The organism is Mesorhizobium sp. P2_D1 (assembly GCF_056404455.1).
Genome location: NZ_JBFUDZ010000086.1, coordinates 1 through 16,325 on the forward strand (window position 1 = coordinate 1; position 16,325 = coordinate 16,325).

Here is a 16,325-nt window from a genome sequence, read left to right on the forward strand (position 1 = left end):
GGAAGAGGCAGACCGCGTCGCCGAAGCGCTGAACCCGACGCCGAAGAAGAAGCGGGTGGTCAAGAAAGCCGCGGAGGCCAAGACATGAGCCTGACCTTCCCCAACCGCAGCCGCAGCTATGACGAAGCCGGCAAGCGCATCCGTTTCGTTGGCCATGACGGCATGTTCCAGATCTCCTTCTCCGTCGCCGCCGATGCGATGACCAGGATGCAGCCGGCGACCGCAGCCAATGAAGCCGGCTATCTCGCCACATTCGATACCGAGAGCAGCGCCATCCGCGACGTGGCATCGAAGGCCTACGACCGCACCCGCAAGAGCATGTACGTGCTGACGGCCGCCGATTTCGGCTGATCAGCCTGGTGCATGCCGCTCAAAACCGGTCCCGGTTTTGAGACAACGACATCCATGGAAACGAAGATCAAAGATCCATCTTCTCGACCATGGTGCGTATCTTTTCAGCCTTTTCAAAATGGTCGAGGCGGTGGGTTCTGATCCACCATTCGGCGGCTTCCATCAAAAGGTCCGGGTCGTCGTTCCTGTTGGCGAAGAACGCGTAGAACGATACGCCGACGCCAGGCCCTTTCTCGGAAATCTTGCGGTCACAGACCTCCAGTATCTTCTGCTTCAGGCTGGATCTCACGGGAATCCTCGGTTTGCGGTGTGGCGAGCTCTTGCCGGCGGCATAGTGCCGACCTCGGCGGCTGCACAGGTCAGGACTTGCGCTCTGCCCTCTCCCGGCGCTTGACGTCACGGACGTTCATCTGCACGACCATGTCCTCGGCCTCGCGCGGGCCCATCCCGACCATCACCTTTTGCCGGATCACGGCAGGCTGGCCGGTGAAGACATCGATGATGGTCCAGCTCTGGGGCAGCTCCATGCGCAGCGCGTAGCGATTGGCCATGCCGGTCAGCCCTGTATCATGAAAAACACCGCCGCCAGGATCAGCACCGTCCAGGCGATGACCGACAGTTTCAGGACCATGCCGCCATGTGTGGCCAGAAACTCCCGCAGCCGCAACGCGACACCTGCCGACGAAGCCGGCGCCGCGACGGTGGCGACAGGCGCCTTGACGCCAAGTTTTCYAAACACAGGCAGCAGTGACGGTTCACGCACGAAAATGACCTCGAATGTCGGGGAAGGAGCCGGAGCAAGAATGCTCCCTTGCCTTGCATAGCACTCTTTTCTCGAGCGCCCTGCATGCCAAATGCAGATAGGGACGGCGTTGGTGAAAGATGCGCGGCGCCCGTCGACTAAGGCCGTACGACACGCCGGAGCTTGGCCCTCAGGCCGCGGCGCTGCGACCCTTCGCGGCGGGGTCGGACTTGAAGATGCGGAACGTGTTGCGCCCTGCCGCCTTGGCGGCATAGAGCGCGGTATCGGCCTGCATGAACAGGTCGCACGGTGCGCCAGCCTGGGCGAAGGCGATGCCGACCGAGGCGCCGAGCCTGAGCGACTGGCCGCAAGCGCTGACCGGCTTGCCCATCGCCTCGATGATGCCGCGCGCCAGGCCGGAGACCGCGCCGCGGTCGAGATGCGGGCCGAGCAAGACCGCGAACTCGTCGCCGCCGACGCGCGCCACCAGATCCGCCTCGCCGCAGCTGCCGGCAAGCCGCTCAGCGGCCGCCTTCAGGCATTCGTCGCCGACGACATGGCCGAACGTGTCGTTGACGGCCTTGAAGCCGTCGAGATCGATCAGCAGCAGCGCGCCGAGCGGGCGGCCCTCGTCCGTATGCGCAAGCCGCGCCTGGAACCGGCCGCGATTGGCCAGCCCCGTCATGACGTCATACTCGGCCAGATAGCGCATCCGGTCCGACAGGATCTTTTCCTCGGTGATGTCCTGCTTCATGCCGAATATCCGCACCGGAACGCCGTCCTCGCACTCGACCGTCGCGGTGATGCGGATCCAGCGGCTGCGGCCGGCAAGGGTGGTGATCTCGGCATCGAGGGTGAAGCCGTTGCGCTCGGCGATCGCCCGGCCGCGCAGGCTGTCCAACGCCTTGCGCGACTCCGCCGGATAACACTTGATGATCTCCGAGCGATCTAGCGCTGAGCCGCGCGGCAGGTCGAACAGATCATAGACCACGTCGGTCCAGGTAAGCCGCTCGTCGGGCAGGCTGCATTCCCACACGCCGAGGCGCGCGGCTGCCGAGGCGCGGTCAAAGATTTTGCGGCTGTGGGCCAGTGAAAGCTGTTGCTTGGCAATCAGTTCGGCCTGCGCCGCGATTTCCGCCTTGAGCCGGGCGATCGTGGCGGCTTCTCGGCGGCGCTTATCGGAGCGGCTGTCGTGCCTTGCCCCCCTGCCGGGCTGCGAGACATCGGTTCGCGCCGGGCCTTTCGGGGTGTAGGGCGTATCGGGCATGGCGGAGCTCTGCTGTCCTGGCGAGCGACCACCATGGCGCGCAAGCGATTAACACTTCGCTGACGGGTGGCCGGGCTTCGCCGGAATTTTGCCGCGAAAATCCCACCCACGGGCGCCGGCAATTTTTCCCTTGAACAAGCTCTGGATGTGGCCTAGCCTTATTTGAGAAAAGGTTTTTCCAACAGTTTTGACTGGGTTGGCCGCAAGGCTGGCTCTTTCTCTGGACTGTAAGGGAAAACCTTTTCCCAACTAAGGATTTTTGGCGCGATGGCATCGGAGCCTGTCCCGGTCTTTTCCAAGCCAGTCACATTGCGTGACGTGGCGGCGCAGGCCGGCGTCAGCGTCGCCACCGCTTCCAAGGCGCTCAACGACCAGGGGCGCATGACCGCCGAGACGCGCGAGCGCATTCGCGAGACCGCCCGGCGTCTCGGCTTCCGGCCCAACAGCCTGGCGCAGAGCCTGCTCAGGCGGCGCAGCTTCACCGTCGGCCTGCTCACCAACGATACCTATGGCCGCTTCTCGCTGCCGCTGATGTCGGGCATTTCGGACGCTCTGGTCGACAATGGCGTCTCGGTGTTCCTGTGCAATGTCGAGGAGGATCCGCGTCTCGGCCAGATGCATGTCGACGCCATGCTCGACAAGCGCGTCGACGGCATCATCGCCACCGGCAAGCGCATCGACCGCCATCTGCCGGTCGACCTCAGCAATCTGCGCGTCCCGGTGATCTATGCCTTCACGCAGCCCGATCCCGACGCCATCGCCTTCGTCTCGGACGATGCCGGCGGCGCCCGGCTAGCGGTCGAGCATCTGTGCCGGCTCGGCCGCCAGCGCATCGCCCATGTAACGGGGCCGGCAAGCTTTGCCGTGGTGCATGCGCGGGCGCAGGCCTACCGCGACGTGCTGGCCGAAAACGGCTTGCCGGTCACCGAGCCGCTGCTCGGCGCCTGGTCGGAAGGCTGGGGTCACGAGGCGGTGGCGAAGCTGTTCGACAGCAGGAATGAAAGGCCGGACGCCGTCTTTTGCGGCAACGACCAGATCGCACGCGGTGTCATCGATGCCTTGCGCGAACGCGGCCTCGGCGTTCCCGGCGATGTCGGCGTCATCGGTTTCGACAATTGGGAGATCGTGGCCGAAGCGACGCGCCCGCCGCTGACCTCCGTCGACATGAACCTGGTCGCCCTCGGGCGCGAGGCGGGGCTGACCCTGCTGTCGCTGGTCGGCGGCCAGCCCGCCGCGCCGGGCATTCGAAAACTGCCGTGCCGGCTGGTGGTGCGGCAGTCATGCGGCCATCCGCTGGATGGCTGAAAACCACGCGCCGCGCGATCGGCGCCAAGCCGCGGACCGCGGCGAACCCTGGAGGAGGAGAACATGAGGAACCTGATTGCCAAACTGGCCCTGGCCGCTGCCGTACTGGGTGGCGGCATCAGTGCCGCGGCCGCCGAGATGGCCAACATCTGGGTGCGTGCCGACGGCTCGAATTTCATGCCGAGGATCGTCGACGCCTATAACAAGGCGCACACCAACCAGATCAAGCTGGACATCATCCCCAATGCCGAGATCATCCCGAAATATGGTGCGGCGGCCGCCGGCGGCACGGCGCCCGACGCGCTGTCGCTCGACCTGATCTACACCCCGTCCTTCGCCGCCGCCGGCCAGCTCGAGGACATCACCGACTGGGCGAAATCGCTGCCCTATTTCTCCAGCCTGTCGCCGGCGCATGTGAAGACCGGCACCTACAAGGACCACATCTACGGCTTGCCGTTCTCGGCCGACGCCTCGGTGCTGATCTGGAACAAGAAGCTGTTCAAGCAGGCCGGCCTCGATCCCGAAAAAGGCCCGACCAACTGGGCCGAGATCGCCGCCGACGCCGAGAAGGTCAACGCGCTCGGCGGCAACATCAAGGGCTTCTACTTCTCCGGCAATTGCGGCGGCTGCAACATCTTCACCTTCACGCCGCTGATCTGGGCGTCGGGCGGTGATATCCTCAGCGAGGATGGCTCGAAGGCGACGCTGGACAGCCCGCAACTGCGCGGCGCCATCGACCTCTACCGCTCGATGGTCAAGAAGGACCTGGTGCCGGCAGGCGCGCAGACCGATACCGGTGCCAACTTCTTTGCCGCGTTCGCCGCCGGCAATATCGGCATCTCGCCGTCCGGCGCCTTCGCCATCGGCGCGCTCAACACCCAGTATCCCGATGTCGACTACGGCGTTACCTTCCTGCCGGGCAAGGACAGCGGCTGGTCGTCCTTTGCCGGCGGTGACAATTTCGTCGTCACCAAGGGCACCCCGAAACTCGCCGTGGTGAAGGAGTTCCTCGATTTCGCCTATTCGCTCGAGGGCCAGACCATCCTGGCCAAGTACGGCAGCCTGCCGGTGCGCGGCGACATCGCCAAGGAAGCGCTGAAGGATCTCGATCCGCGTTACCAGATCGCCGCCGAGGCCATGGCCAAGGGCCGCACGCCCTATTCCGTGGTGTTCAACGATTTGATCAACTCCGCCAACGGTCCGTGGACGCAGATGATCAACGAGGTCTTCTTCGGCGACGATGTCGACGGCGCCATCGCCAATGCCCAGGAGACGATGCAGTCGATCATCGACCAGGCGCCGCAGAAGTAGCGGACGCCTGCCGGCCGCCCGCCTGTCTCCCTAGGCGGGTGGCCGGCGCGCCGCTCCTTACCCTCCCCTTTTGTGGGAAGGGTCTCTGCGAAGCAGCGGGGTGGGGGGCGGCGCCGGCCCACAACCCGGACCTGCGGTCCAACCTCCCACAAAGGGGGAGGTAGGGCGGCGCGCCGGATGCAACGGAAGAGCAAGCATGACCTCCATCACAGCAGAAACCCCTGCCCCACCACGCGCCCGAAAGCTCACCGGCGCCGGCCGCCGGCAGTGGATCGGCCTGCTCTATGTCGCGCCGGCCGTCGCGCTGGTCGTCGTCTTCTTCCTCATCCCGCTCGGCATGACGGCGTGGATGTCGCTGCACAACTGGCCGCTGATGGGCGAGCGCAGCTATATCGGCCTCGGCAACTATGTCGCGATCCTGCACGACACCAGGTTCTGGAATGCGCTGCGCTTCACTGGCTGGTACACACTGGTCGTCACCGTCGCGATCTTCGCGGTGGCGTTTCCGCTGGCGCTGTTCGTCGAACGGCCGCGTCCGCTGACCAATCTCTATCGCACAATGTTCTTCATGCCGGCGGTCGTCGGCTTTGCTTCGGCCAGCCTGCTCTGGTCATGGCTCTTGAACGTCGATTCCGGCCTGTTCAGTCCCGCCGCCTATGATCTCGGCCTGATCGACAGGAAGTTCAACCTCTTGGCCACCTTCCAGCCGGCCTTCTGGTCGATCATCGCCATGGTCGTCTGGAAGGTCGCCGGCTTCACCATGATCATCCTGATGGCTGGCCTGCAATCGATCCCGCAGGACCTGCAGGAGGCGGCGRTCATCGACGGCGCCGGGCCGTTCGCCAGGTTCAGGGCGATCACCTTGCCGCTGATGCGCCGCACTTTGGCACTGGCGCTGATCCTGTCGGTCGCCGGCTCGATCCTCGCCTTCGACCAGTTCTACATCATCCTGCGCGGCGGCCCGCGCAACCAGACGCTGACGGCAGTCTACTGGATCTTCAACCAGTCCTTCGTGTCGTTCAAGCTCGGCTATGGCGCCGCGCTGTCCATGGTCCTGCTGGTCATCCTGGTGGCGCTCAGCCTCGTCCAGCTGTGGCTGCTGCGCAAGCCGGAGGGTCTCGACTGATGGCGCAGGCCACCTCCCGCAATCACAGGCTCGCCGCCCGCATCGCCGAGCATTCGACCGGCATCATCGCCTCGGTGCTGTTTGCGGCGCCGATCGTGTGGGCGGTGCTGTCGGCCTTCAAGCCGGCGCAGGAAGCGCGCCTGCCGCCCCTGCCGCCGTGGCCGACGTCGGGCGTCTCGCTGGAGAACTATGTCACGCTCAACAGCTTCGGTGACGGGCTCTGGATCTCGGCGCAGAACAGCATCTATGTCTCGGTGATGACCGTCGTGCTGTCGGTCGCCGTCAGCGTGCTGGCCGGCTATGGCTTTTCGCGGTTCCGGTTTCCGTTCAAGGACCTGTTCTTCGTCCTCATCCTGTCGACGATCATGATCCCGTTCCAGTCGATCCTGACGCCGATCTTCCTGGTGCTGACCAAGCTTGGCCTGCACAACACGCTGACCGGCCTGGTCGGCGTCTATGTGACGCTGCAGCTGCCGTTCTCGATCTTCATGATGCGCAACGCCTTCGACGCGGTGCCGCGCGAGATCGAGGAAGCCGCCCGCATGGACGGCGCCGGCAACCTCACCATGCTCGTAAAGGTGATGCTCCCGCTGGTCTGGCCGGGTGTCGTCACCATCGCGCTGTTTGCCTTCCTCGGCGCCTGGAACGAGTTCCTCGCCGCGCTGGTGCTGATGACCGACCAGTCCAAATTCACGCTGCCGGTGATGATGACAGCACTTCAGTCGGGCCGTTTCGGCGCCATCGACTGGGGCGCGGTGCAGGCGGGCGTCACCGTGATGATGGTGCCGTGCCTCATCCTGTTCCTGGTTCTGCAGCGCTTCTACATCCGCGGCCTGATGGCCGGAGCCGTCAAGTAATTCGACCGAATGGAGTAAGTTCATGACCGCATCGCCATCCACCCAAACCGCCGGAGCGGGCAAGACGGGCAAGCCCAAGCTCGCCTTCCGCCCGCTGCCGGTGCCGCAGGTCGACGTGCAGGGTTTCTGGGGCGACCGCGCCGACGCCGTCGCCAGCACCACCGCCGGCATCCTTTACGACCGCTGTGTCGAGGCCCGAATGCTGGAGCAGATCGACCCGGACTGGCCCTCGCCCGGTGTCGTCATCCCCTTCCATGTCAGCGACGGCTTCACCGCCAGCACGGTGACGACGCAGATGTTCTGGGATTCCGACTGGGGCAAGACCATCGAGACCGCGGCCTATTCGCTCTACCGGCGCAAGAACCCCGAGCTGGAGAAGAAGATTGATGCCGTCATCGACATGTATGAGAAGCTGCAGCAGCCGGACGGCTACCTCTCGAGCTGGTATCAGCGCATCCAGCCCGGCCTGCGCTGGACCAATTTGCGCGACTGCCACGAACTCTATTGTGCCGGCCACCTGATCGAAGGCGCGGTCGCCTACTACCAGGCCACTGGAAAACGCAAACTGCTCGATGTGATGTGCCGCTTCGCCGACCATATCGCCACGGTGCTGGGACCGCGGCCCGGCCAGAAACACGGCTATTGCGGCCATGAGGAGATCGAGCTGGCGCTGGTCAAGCTGGCGCGGGTGACCGGCGAGCAGAAATACATGGAGCTGGCGAAATACTTCATCGACCAGCGCGGCCAGCAGCCACATTACTTCGACGAGGAGGCGCGCGCCCGCGGTGCCGATCCGCAGGATTTCCACTTCAAGACCTATGAGTACAACCAGTCGCACATTCCGGTGCGCGAGCAGGACAAGGTCGTCGGCCATGCGGTCAGGGCAATGTACCTCTATTCGGGCATGGCCGACATCGCCACCGAATATGGCGACGACACACTGCGGATGGCACTCGACCGGCTGTGGGACGATGTCACCACCAAAAGCCTCTACATCACCGGCGGACTGGGGCCGTCGGCGGACAATGAGGGTTTCACCAGCGATTACGACCTGCCCAACGAGAGCGCCTATGCCGAGACCTGCGCCGCGGTCGGGCTTGTGTTCTGGGCCAGCCGCATGCTCGGCATGGGGCCGAACGCCCGCTACGCCGACATCATGGAGCGCGCCCTCTACAATGGCTCGATCTCGGGCCTGTCGCTCGACGGCTCGCTGTTCTTCTACGAGAATCCACTCGAAAGCCGGGGCAAGCATAACCGCTGGAAGTGGCACCGTTGCCCCTGCTGCCCGCCCAATATCGGGCGCATGGTCGCGTCGATCGGCAGCTATTTCTACAGCCTGGCCGACGATGCTGTTGCCGTGCATCTGTATGGCGACTCGACCGCTCGCTTCGACATATCAGGCATCCCGGTGAACCTGACGCAGGCCAGCCGTTATCCCTGGGACGGTGCCGTCGAGATCACTCTCGAGCCGCAGGCGCCGGTGGAGTTCACGCTGCACCTGCGCATCCCGGCCTGGAGCACCGGCGCCGAAATGACGGTGAACGGCGACCCGGTCGGCCTGGAGGATGCCACCAGCGACGGCTATGCCGCGATCCGGCGCACATGGAAAAAGGGCGACCGCGTCCTGCTCGGTCTCGAAATGCCGATCGAGCGGCTCTATGCCAACCCGCAGGTGCGGCAGGATGCCGGCCGTGTCGCGCTGTCGCGCGGTCCATTGATCTACTGCGTCGAGGCGACCGACAATGAAAGCCAGCTGCATCGCCTGACGCTGCCGAGGACGGCAAGCGTCGAAGCGCAGCAGCGGCCGGAGCTTCTCGGCGGCGTGGTGACGCTGTCGGCCACCGCGCAAGCCGATGCCGGCGGCGGCTGGCAAAGCGGGCTCTACCGGCCAGCGCCGCCGGCCACCACTCAAACCCGCCTGACCGCCATTCCTTATTTCGCCTGGGACAACCGCGAGCCCGGCGAAATGTTGGTCTGGCTCAGGGACGGGTGAGACAGCCTGTGGAGTTTCCAAACAGGCTCTGAGCGCTCAGCCAATCTTGTAGATCAGGCTCAGCCGCCCGCCCGGCAATTGCTTGACTTTGGTCAGTTCCAGGTCGCGCCGCTGAGCCGTCGTCGAAAACAGCACCTTGCCCTCGCCGGCAATCAGCGGATAGACGACGAGGCGCAACTCGTCGACCAGCCCGGCCTCGGTAAGGCTGTCGACGATGGTCGAGCCGCCCATCAAATAGATGTCCTTGCCGGGCTGGCGCTTCAGTGCCGCGACATCGTCGTTCGACCTGAGAAAACGCGTCATCGGCCAGTTGGCTGAATTCAGCGTGTTCGACAGCACATAGTGCGGCGTTTTGGCGGCAAAGCGTGCCCAGGGCAGCTCTTCCCGCGCCGCTGGCTTGCCGGTCATCGGCAGCGGCTCGTTGGGCGCGTTCTGGATCGCGGTCCAGTACTGCTCGTAGCCAGGATACATGCGGCCACCAAGCAGGCAGGCATCGACCTGATCCGTCAACCCATAATCCTCCGACCAGGCATGCACCCAGTCGGCGATGCCGGTCGGTCCCTCCGCCTTGCCGTCGACGGAAATCTTCATGGCGGCGATCAATTTACGCATGGCATTCTCCTTGGCGCACAAAGGCGCGGTTGTGCGGCCCGCGGGCCGGCGGTTCAAAAATTTCGGGAAATGTTGGGAAATGCCGCTGCGGGGCAGCGGTCGTCATGCGGGCAAGCGCCCGCTCGTCAAGCATCGGTCAGGCAAGTCTCGAAGTGTCCGGCGCTATCGTCTCCTTTCCACGGGTTTCGTGTTTTTCCTGTTCAGGCCGGCAGGCGTCGGTCGTAGTCCAGCCTCAATCTCGCCCAGCCGTCCCAGAACGGCTCCGGCTGTTCTCCGCGCAGCCTCGCGGCGAGAATGTCGAGATGCATGTGCCAGCCGGGGGCGATGTTGAGCATCAGCGAGCGGTCACCCAGGCGGCGATGGACGATGGTAAGCAGCACATCCTTCCCTTGCGGGGTCAGTGCGAAGGTGACGCCGCCGGTGCTGCCCCAGGTGATGCCGAGCCGGTGCGGCGGATCGATCTCGGTGATCTCACCCGGCATGGTGTGCACGGCTGGAAATCCTGGCGGGCGCTCGCCGGCCGGATCGGTCAGTTCGTCGTTGCGCCAGGTGAGTTCGAAGGGCGAGCCGGCCTCGCTTCCCATGGGGCCGGCGGCCAGCCATTGGCGGCGCAGTTCTGGGTCGGTGATGTAGCCCCAGATGCGCTCGGCCGGGCCGGGCAGCAGCCGTTCGATCGTCAACGTGGCCGGCTCGGTCAGCACGCCATAGCCATTCTCGGCATGTCGATCGGTCATGTCTCGTCTCCCTTCTTCTGTGTCGAGGATTTGCGCGCGTCGTCTTCGCGCAGCAATCGTTCCAATATGTCGAGCCGCCCCGTCCAGAAGCGCGAGTAGGCTCCAAGCCACTCATGCGCGCTGGCCAGCGGACCAGCCTCGAGGTGGCAGATATGTGTGCGGCCGAGCACTTCGCGACGGATCAGCCCGGCATTTTCCAGCACCTTGATGTGCTTGGAAGCAGCAGCCAGCGACATCGCGAACGGTTCGGCCAGTTGGCTCACCGTGCGCCCGCCACCGGCGAGTTCGCGCAGCATCTGCCGGCGCGTCGCGTCGCCAAGGGCGTGAAAGACCTGATCCATCTCGTATGTAAGTAATTCAACCATGTGGTTGAATATGCGCATGCGGCTTTTGATTGTCAACCGTTTGGTTGAATATTATTTGGCGGCGCTGAAAATGGCTGGCCTTTGTGCCTCAGCAGGCGTCGGTGCGACCGATCTCCTCGGCCACCAGTTCCTGCAACTGCCACAGATTGCGGTCGCGGATGCCGCAAGCTTCGAGATGGCGGATCGTCTCGAACAGATATTCCGCACCCGAACCCCAGTGGCCGACGGCCCTGGCCAGGGTTGCCGCGATCGCCTGCTTGTCGAGTTTGCCGGCATAGCGCGGATTGGCGGGATCGACGACGAAACCGAGCGCGCGGCTTATGCCGCCTTCTGTCCTGACCTGCAGCCAGCGCGGCACGTTGACAGCCGGCAGGACGGTCATCTCGCGGCGCAGCAGCGCTTCCAGATTGGCCGCCACCGGCTCGGCGATCTCGAACACCATGCCCTGGCACTGGCCGCCGCGGTCGAGCGCCATCATCAGGCCTGGCTGCTCGACCGTGCCCCGAAAGCGCTTGACCGTAAAACAGAACGAACGGTGCCAACCTGTCGCAACCGCACGCTCGCCGCCGCCCACCTCGCCGACCGGCTTCCACAGCAGCGAGCCATAGGCGAACAGTTTTACGGGTCCAGGCGGCGCGCCGGCCAGCACCTCATCGCGGATGCGCGCATAGTCGGCGTCGGTCATGTAGACCATGCCCGGCGTCGGCCCGGCATCTTCGACCGCACGCATCGTGCGGGCAACGAGCGCCTCGGTCAGCGTCATCGTCGCCTTGCGCGGCGATGCGGCAGAAATCGGCTTGTTCATTCTCGCCTCTCAGGCATGGCCGCCATGTTGCCCAAGGGCGAGCAGATTCTCAAGCCGCGGACTCAAAATCTGAACCGGCGCGCACAACCGCTTGAAAGGATTCGCATGTATCGACTGTCCTAACGCGCCGGCCGCGACGGCCCTGCCTGTATGCATGCACAAGCTCGCGACCGCACCCAGAGGCTCCTCCGCGTCGTCGCCTGCAACCACCTAGTGCGGAGGATGATCCGGCCGGTCGTTGCAGCCGTCGACATAGGGATGCACCGACCATTTGGAGCCGGGCCGCGCCTGCTCACTTTTGGTGAGCGGATCCTGGGATTGCGCGTAGCCATCCTGGTAGCCGCGAATGATCCCGTCGATATCGGGGGGCCAGTCACCGTCCCACGGCCCTCCCAAGATCTGCGCCTGTTGGACCGGATGCAGTTCGTTGTGGCCTTCATGAAAGCTGTCGTGGATATGTCCGGCGTCATAGACCCATCGGCCGGTCACACCCAGGATTGTCGCTCCGGTTCCATCGCCCTTGTTCACCTCGATGCTGGGCAGGCCGGCATCGCTCGGGCTGGCCGTGTCCGAACTGCTGAAGGCCGCGCCAAGCAGCGCGGCAAGCAAGGCGAGAAGCGCCAGGATGTAGGCAACGACCACGCCGATGCCCGACATGCAGACCGCCAGCGCCGTCAGGGCTGCGATCAGGGCGAGGATGTTGACGGTCTGCAGGTCGTGGATCGACGCGCCCTCGAACTCCACATGCAGTGCCTCTGATTTTACCCCCGTCGCCTTGTCCTCCGCCGGATTCCCGGTGAACAGCAAGCCGTGCGAGGAGGTGGTGGCGGTTTCAGCCATCAGGTAGCCGAACGGAACGCTGGCGCCGGCAACGGCCTGGCTGACGCCCACCGGGTTGTTCGGCAGCAGCAGGTTAAGGCTGTAGTCGGAGTCCAGGCTTCCGGGCCATGTCTTCTCCGACGGCGGCTCGATGCTGATGACCATGCCGACGACGCTGACCGGGCTCTTGTCGCCGAGACAAACCAGCCGGTTGTTGAGCCACCAGTCGCAATAGGCGAGAATCCAGACAATCCCGGTCACCACAAGCGCAATCGGCAAGCACCACGGTTCGCCCATCGCAATCAGCACCACAGCCATCACGGCCGCGAATATGCCGCTGGTGATCGCCGCGCTGATGTACTGGTTGACCGAGATCACTTTGTCCGCGGTCGTGCACGTGGTCCAGGATTTGTCGTCGGTGGCCATCACGGCTCCACTCTGCTGAGGACGGTCAAGGTGACGCCGCCGCTGGCGTGCTCACCCTCGTCGAACGCATTCAAATTGAGGGCTTGCCGGCCGGTCCAGCCGTTCGGCGGGGTGGCGACCGCTGTGATCGTCACCTGTTCGCCCGGCGCCAGCGACGGCTGGTCAGGCGAAATCTCGACTTTCCAGCCAGGCGGCAGCGGATGAACCGCCGGCAAATGTGCCGCCAGCCGGCGCTTTTGCTCGGCCTTGACGGACTCCTCGGTCGGTTGCCGGTCGTCACGACAGGGGTTGAGCGGCGGAATGGTGTAGGCGTCGACGGTGAAGCGATACCGGTGCGGCCGGCGGGTGGCGTTGCGCAGCTCAAATTGAAATGTCGCCGGCGACTGCGCCAGCCCGATGTCGGTGTTTTTCTGTCCGAGATTGTTGGCGAAGTTGGCATCGTCGGCCGGATCGAGCAAGGCCTGCAGGCAATAGTGACCTGCTTCCCGGGGCGTATGCCAGTCGAAGGAGACGAACCCGGGCTGGCTGGCGGATCCGATCACCCCTACCGAGACCGGCCGGGTGTCTATCGGGTTCGACACGGTTCCGATGCCGAACGACAGATAGGACAGGTGAACCGGCATCTTGACGACGACGGCATCCTTGGAGGCGTTCCAGACGCGGACGCGCACCTCGTAGTCGGTGTCAGCCTGCAACTTGCCGGCGGGAACGGGCACCCCACCCTGGCGCACCTCGATGTCGGGATTGTCCCAGGTCACCGCGAGGCCAAGGCCGATCAGATAGTATTGATCGTAGATCAGCGGATCGGGCCGGCAGAATGCAGGATGGTCGATCGGCACGCAATGTGCCCGGGACCCCTTCTGGTCGACCCGGCGGTCACCCCCCAGCCGCCTCCGGCGACAGAAGCGGTGAGCCATCTCGATCAGCGCCGGAATCCAGGCGGAGAACAGTGCTCGCAGGATTGCCGCTATTCCACGCATCGACTCCCTTTCTGAAGCTAACACAGGGCAACGCCTGATTAACGACGGGATTCGCGCGGCAACAGCGCTCTGGACTGGCTAGACGACTGGTGCCGCTTGTAACTCTGGTCAGACGAATAAAGCGGAACTTGAACGGTACGCTGGCTATTTGCGCGCGAAGAAACCGCGCGCGAACTGCACGATGCGCTTGTGGAAGACAAGCGCCAATATTGCGACAACGGCAAGTATGTAGAGAGCTTCGGTCGATCCGTCGCCGCCGTCAGGTGAAATACCCAACCACCTCTCGATGAAATCCATGTACAGATTCCCCCGTGCGAACTTTTGAGCGTGATCCAGCATAGCTCTTCATCTTGGCCCAGTGTCAAGCCATGAATCATTGCCATCTCGGACGAATCCGACAACGAACCATTTGCCAGCATGAACTGCGGCAATCGACAATCTTGTCTAAATATTGCCTAAAAATTGTGCCGGCTTATTGATGCGCGCCTGAAGGAAATCTTTGTATCTCAATCGTTTCAGGATCGTTTTTTCAAATTGTGGTCCACCCGCACTACCTCAAGCCCTTCGATCAGCGCGTCGCGAAACAGCGCGCGATGGGTCGGCCGGTCTCGCCGCCCTCCTGGTCGACTGGATCGGTGGGCCTGAGTGACCGACAGGGAACCATGTTGCCGGCAAAGTGTTCTAGTCCTTGCCGGAGGATGTCATGAACGATGCGTCGGCAAAACCCGCGGGCCTCGTCCTTTCATCGACGGAGCGCGTGAATACGCTGTCGCATTTTCACCGCGCCGAGATCGCCCGCATGGCGGGATGGCGCGACCGGCTCGACCGGACGACGAACTGGGCGATCACTGTGGTGGCGGCGCTGCTTTCGGTATCGCTGTCCACGGCCAGTGCGCATCACGGCGTGCTGCTGTTCGCCATGCTGCTGATCCTGCTTTTGCTGTGGATCGAGGCGCGCCGCTATCGGTTCTTCGACTTCTACCGGGCTCGCGTGCGGCAGTTCGAGCGTCACTATTTCGCGCAGATCTTTTCCCCGCAGCCCGATTTTGCGTCTGACTGGCTGCTCATCGTCGGCGAAGGCCTGCGCGCGCCGAAGTTCCTGCTGTCGCAGCGCGCTGCGCTGGCGCGCCGCCTGCGGCGAAACTACATCTACCTGTTCCTGATCCTGCTGTTGGCCTGGGTGGTCAAGATATCGACCCCCAGCCTTCAGACGGTGGGCCTCAAGACCGGGTTTGTCGGTTCGCTTCGTGAGGCCGTCGAAAGCGCCGCCCTTGGCCCCATTCCCGGTGCGGTTATCGTGGTCGTCGTGGCGGCATTCTATGCCTGGCTGCTGGCCATCGTCTTTTTCGCGGCCGGCGACGACGGCGAACTTTCCTTCGGCGACGTCCACGTCTGACGTCGAACTCTGACGACCGGCGGCTGCAGCGCAAATGCCGGCCCGCGCGTTGTTCTGGTCAGTTCGCTGAGGCGTTTGAGGGCGCCAAGCCGGGCAGCGGCAAGCCGCTAGATGCCGAAGAACTGCCTGCCGATCATGTAGCCCAGCGCCGCCGCGACCAGCGGAAACAGCGTCGGCGCGACCTTGCCAAGAAGGGAAACCTGCTGGGCCTTCGCCGGCGTGTGGCGTGCATTGCCGAGATTCTTGGTCATTGCTTGCCTTAGCTTTGAACGATTCATTAGCCAATGCTGATTAACAGCATGGCCGCATTAACGGCTTGCAAAGAAACTAGATCAAATAGCCGACCATTCCTGCCGCCGATCCTGCCGGCGGCGGGCACATCGGCGCCGCCGAGACGGCGGTGGCGTCACCGGTGCGTTTGCCTGCGGATTTAGTTCAAGCGCGCATATTCTCAATCGCGAGCCGTCGCATGCGGTCGAGGGCGGCTGTTCCGCTCTCGACCCATGATTATAATTCTCGCGACGAAAAGAAGCCGCTCGTCGAGATTGCCGGCACAGACGTGATGCACTGCTGATTACGCCACATCTTCTGCGGTGAACCAATCGTTGACCTCCCGCAATTCCGCACGGGCCTCTTCGAACCGCCCCTGTGACCGCAACAGCTTCGCCAGACTGTTGGTCGCCTGCAACTCCCAACTCCTGGCGTTCTGCTGCCTGGCAAAGGCAATCGCCTCGCGGAAAGAAGCCTCCGCCGCTCTGTCTCCTGCTCCATTTGCAAGTTCGATCTCACCGCGAATGCGAAGCAAGGCGGCTGTAAAGTAATGCTCGCCAATCTTTTCGGCTTCACGCAGACCTTTCTCAACGGTCACTGCCGCTATACTGAATTGCCCGGAGTTCATGAAAGCTTTGGCCAATAAGCCTAAATAACACGATTTGTCGACCTCCTCATCTTCAAGATCACTCTCGGTCAATGCCATCATGTGGCTACCCACCAGACTGTCATCGAGGCTCGACGCGGCCAGGCCGCCAAAAAAGCGCGCCACCCTTGCCCAGAGATTGAAACCGTTTTCCTGCGCCAGCGGCAGGAGTTCATCCGCCAGTCGAGCGATCGAACTGCTCTCCTCGCGGAAGGCGAACAACACGCACCCGTTTCCCAGGCAGGCGGCCAGACGATAGGCGGACTGCTGCCGAACGGTCGCCTCCGCCTCGAGGTAGAGTTTCAGCGCTTGGCTGCGAT

At 63.7% G+C, this 16,325-nt stretch carries 19 protein-coding genes and 1 pseudogene; 7 read left to right on the forward strand and 13 right to left on the reverse strand.

Annotated features, from left to right (window positions below; all coding sequences use genetic code 11):
* The first annotated feature begins 84 nt into the window (after positions 1–84).
* Complete coding sequence (locus AC1D0I_RS31040; RefSeq protein ID WP_027044354.1) at positions 85–351, forward strand: DUF1488 family protein; 267 nt, start codon at positions 85–87, stop codon at positions 349–351.
* A gap of 67 nt (positions 352–418) precedes the next feature.
* On the opposite strand, the gene AC1D0I_RS31045 is transcribed toward AC1D0I_RS31040, so the two are convergent.
* From AC1D0I_RS31045 to AC1D0I_RS31060, 4 genes are all read right to left on the reverse strand, one after another.
* Positions 419–640 carry a DUF6500 family protein gene (locus AC1D0I_RS31045; RefSeq protein WP_477399909.1) on the reverse strand — a complete coding sequence of 74 codons (222 nt, stop codon included), beginning with the start codon at positions 638–640 and terminating at the stop codon, positions 419–421.
* 70 nt (positions 641–710) lie between these two features.
* The gene (locus AC1D0I_RS31050) at positions 711–902 is read right to left on the reverse strand and encodes a hypothetical protein (RefSeq protein ID WP_095091138.1); all 192 of its coding nucleotides are present in this window, start codon (positions 900–902) and stop codon (positions 711–713) included.
* A 5-nt stretch (positions 903–907) separates the two neighbouring features.
* The gene (locus AC1D0I_RS31055; protein WP_477399911.1) at positions 908–1,114 is read right to left on the reverse strand and encodes a hypothetical protein; all 207 of its coding nucleotides are present in this window, start codon (positions 1,112–1,114) and stop codon (positions 908–910) included.
* A gap of 169 nt (positions 1,115–1,283) precedes the next feature.
* On the reverse strand, positions 1,284–2,360 hold the full coding sequence (locus AC1D0I_RS31060; protein WP_477399913.1) for a diguanylate cyclase domain-containing protein: 1,077 nt from the start codon (positions 2,358–2,360) through the stop codon (positions 1,284–1,286).
* Between the two features lie 267 nt (positions 2,361–2,627).
* On the opposite strand from AC1D0I_RS31060, the gene AC1D0I_RS31065 reads away from it, so the two are divergent.
* From AC1D0I_RS31065 to AC1D0I_RS31085, 5 genes are all read left to right on the forward strand, one after another.
* Positions 2,628–3,665 (forward strand): LacI family DNA-binding transcriptional regulator, encoded by a 1,038-nt coding sequence (locus tag AC1D0I_RS31065; RefSeq protein ID WP_477399915.1) that lies wholly within the window; start codon positions 2,628–2,630, stop codon positions 3,663–3,665.
* A 63-nt stretch (positions 3,666–3,728) separates the two neighbouring features.
* Positions 3,729–4,976, forward strand: coding sequence for an ABC transporter substrate-binding protein (locus AC1D0I_RS31070; RefSeq protein ID WP_477399917.1), 1,248 nt, complete (start codon positions 3,729–3,731; stop codon positions 4,974–4,976).
* Between the two features lie 196 nt (positions 4,977–5,172).
* Positions 5,173–6,102, forward strand: coding sequence for a carbohydrate ABC transporter permease (locus tag AC1D0I_RS31075; RefSeq protein WP_477399919.1), 930 nt, complete (start codon positions 5,173–5,175; stop codon positions 6,100–6,102).
* Positions 6,102–6,959 (forward strand): carbohydrate ABC transporter permease, encoded by an 858-nt coding sequence (locus AC1D0I_RS31080; protein ID WP_477399921.1) that lies wholly within the window; start codon positions 6,102–6,104, stop codon positions 6,957–6,959. The genes AC1D0I_RS31075 and AC1D0I_RS31080 overlap by 1 nt, the downstream gene beginning before the upstream one ends.
* A gap of 22 nt (positions 6,960–6,981) precedes the next feature.
* Positions 6,982–8,952 carry a glycoside hydrolase family 127 protein gene (locus AC1D0I_RS31085; RefSeq protein ID WP_477399923.1) on the forward strand — a complete coding sequence of 657 codons (1,971 nt, stop codon included), beginning with the start codon at positions 6,982–6,984 and terminating at the stop codon, positions 8,950–8,952.
* 36 nt (positions 8,953–8,988) lie between these two features.
* Here AC1D0I_RS31085 and AC1D0I_RS31090 read toward each other — a convergent pair whose 3' ends face one another.
* From AC1D0I_RS31090 to AC1D0I_RS31120, 7 genes are all read right to left on the reverse strand, one after another.
* Complete coding sequence (locus tag AC1D0I_RS31090) at positions 8,989–9,564, reverse strand: dihydrofolate reductase family protein (protein ID WP_477399925.1); 576 nt, start codon at positions 9,562–9,564, stop codon at positions 8,989–8,991.
* Positions 9,565–9,764: 200 nt separating this feature from the next.
* Complete coding sequence (locus AC1D0I_RS31095) at positions 9,765–10,298, reverse strand: SRPBCC family protein (protein WP_477399927.1); 534 nt, start codon at positions 10,296–10,298, stop codon at positions 9,765–9,767.
* The gene (locus tag AC1D0I_RS31100; RefSeq protein ID WP_457151671.1) at positions 10,295–10,663 is read right to left on the reverse strand and encodes an ArsR/SmtB family transcription factor; all 369 of its coding nucleotides are present in this window, start codon (positions 10,661–10,663) and stop codon (positions 10,295–10,297) included. The genes AC1D0I_RS31095 and AC1D0I_RS31100 overlap by 4 nt, the downstream gene beginning before the upstream one ends.
* 88 nt (positions 10,664–10,751) lie before the next feature.
* Complete coding sequence (locus AC1D0I_RS31105; protein WP_477399929.1) at positions 10,752–11,468, reverse strand: gamma-glutamylcyclotransferase; 717 nt, start codon at positions 11,466–11,468, stop codon at positions 10,752–10,754.
* A gap of 210 nt (positions 11,469–11,678) precedes the next feature.
* A complete protein-coding gene (locus AC1D0I_RS31110; protein WP_477399931.1) occupies positions 11,679–12,713 on the reverse strand; it encodes a hypothetical protein in 1,035 nt (344 codons plus the stop codon).
* Positions 12,713–13,693, reverse strand: a complete 981-nt coding sequence (locus AC1D0I_RS31115; RefSeq protein WP_477399933.1) for a hypothetical protein — start codon at positions 13,691–13,693, stop codon at positions 12,713–12,715. Before AC1D0I_RS31115 ends, AC1D0I_RS31110 begins: the two co-directional genes overlap by 1 nt.
* Before the next feature lie 144 nt (positions 13,694–13,837).
* Positions 13,838–13,990, reverse strand: a complete 153-nt coding sequence (locus tag AC1D0I_RS31120; RefSeq protein WP_167392362.1) for a hypothetical protein — start codon at positions 13,988–13,990, stop codon at positions 13,838–13,840.
* Between the two features lie 406 nt (positions 13,991–14,396).
* On the opposite strand from AC1D0I_RS31120, the gene AC1D0I_RS31125 reads away from it, so the two are divergent.
* Positions 14,397–15,089 carry a DUF2270 domain-containing protein gene (locus AC1D0I_RS31125; protein WP_477399935.1) on the forward strand — a complete coding sequence of 231 codons (693 nt, stop codon included), beginning with the start codon at positions 14,397–14,399 and terminating at the stop codon, positions 15,087–15,089.
* A gap of 107 nt (positions 15,090–15,196) precedes the next feature.
* Here the strand turns inward: AC1D0I_RS31125 and AC1D0I_RS31130 are convergent, their stop codons facing one another.
* Both AC1D0I_RS31130 and AC1D0I_RS31135 read right to left on the reverse strand, forming a co-directional pair.
* Positions 15,197–15,340, reverse strand: coding sequence for a hypothetical protein (locus tag AC1D0I_RS31130; RefSeq protein WP_095091124.1), 144 nt, complete (start codon positions 15,338–15,340; stop codon positions 15,197–15,199).
* A gap of 323 nt (positions 15,341–15,663) precedes the next feature.
* Positions 15,664–16,325 (reverse strand): annotated as a pseudogene (locus AC1D0I_RS31135) (hypothetical protein); the annotation flags it as partial.

Bases quoted from the DNA above. Each gene is read 5' to 3' on its own strand.
- AC1D0I_RS31040 (WP_027044354.1), top strand. From the start codon at position 85: ATGAGCCTGACCTTCCCCAACCGCAGCCGCAGCTATGACGAAGCCGGC.
- AC1D0I_RS31050 (WP_095091138.1), bottom strand. From the start codon at position 902: ATGGCCAATCGCTACGCGCTGCGCATGGAGCTGCCCCAGAGCTGGACC.
- AC1D0I_RS31060 (WP_477399913.1), bottom strand. From the start codon at position 2,360: ATGCCCGATACGCCCTACACCCCGAAAGGCCCGGCGCGAACCGATGTC.
- AC1D0I_RS31065 (WP_477399915.1), top strand. From the start codon at position 2,628: ATGGCATCGGAGCCTGTCCCGGTCTTTTCCAAGCCAGTCACATTGCGT.
- AC1D0I_RS31070 (WP_477399917.1), top strand. From the start codon at position 3,729: ATGAGGAACCTGATTGCCAAACTGGCCCTGGCCGCTGCCGTACTGGGT.
- AC1D0I_RS31080 (WP_477399921.1), top strand. From the start codon at position 6,102: ATGGCGCAGGCCACCTCCCGCAATCACAGGCTCGCCGCCCGCATCGCC.
- AC1D0I_RS31085 (WP_477399923.1), top strand. From the start codon at position 6,982: ATGACCGCATCGCCATCCACCCAAACCGCCGGAGCGGGCAAGACGGGC.
- AC1D0I_RS31090 (WP_477399925.1), bottom strand. From the start codon at position 9,564: ATGCGTAAATTGATCGCCGCCATGAAGATTTCCGTCGACGGCAAGGCG.
- AC1D0I_RS31095 (WP_477399927.1), bottom strand. From the start codon at position 10,298: ATGACCGATCGACATGCCGAGAATGGCTATGGCGTGCTGACCGAGCCG.
- AC1D0I_RS31100 (WP_457151671.1), bottom strand. From the start codon at position 10,663: ATGGTTGAATTACTTACATACGAGATGGATCAGGTCTTTCACGCCCTT.
- AC1D0I_RS31105 (WP_477399929.1), bottom strand. From the start codon at position 11,468: ATGAACAAGCCGATTTCTGCCGCATCGCCGCGCAAGGCGACGATGACG.
- AC1D0I_RS31110 (WP_477399931.1), bottom strand. From the start codon at position 12,713: ATGGCCACCGACGACAAATCCTGGACCACGTGCACGACCGCGGACAAA.
- AC1D0I_RS31115 (WP_477399933.1), bottom strand. From the start codon at position 13,693: ATGCGTGGAATAGCGGCAATCCTGCGAGCACTGTTCTCCGCCTGGATT.
- AC1D0I_RS31120 (WP_167392362.1), bottom strand. From the start codon at position 13,990: ATGGATTTCATCGAGAGGTGGTTGGGTATTTCACCTGACGGCGGCGAC.
- AC1D0I_RS31125 (WP_477399935.1), top strand. From the start codon at position 14,397: ATGAACGATGCGTCGGCAAAACCCGCGGGCCTCGTCCTTTCATCGACG.
- AC1D0I_RS31130 (WP_095091124.1), bottom strand. From the start codon at position 15,340: ATGACCAAGAATCTCGGCAATGCACGCCACACGCCGGCGAAGGCCCAG.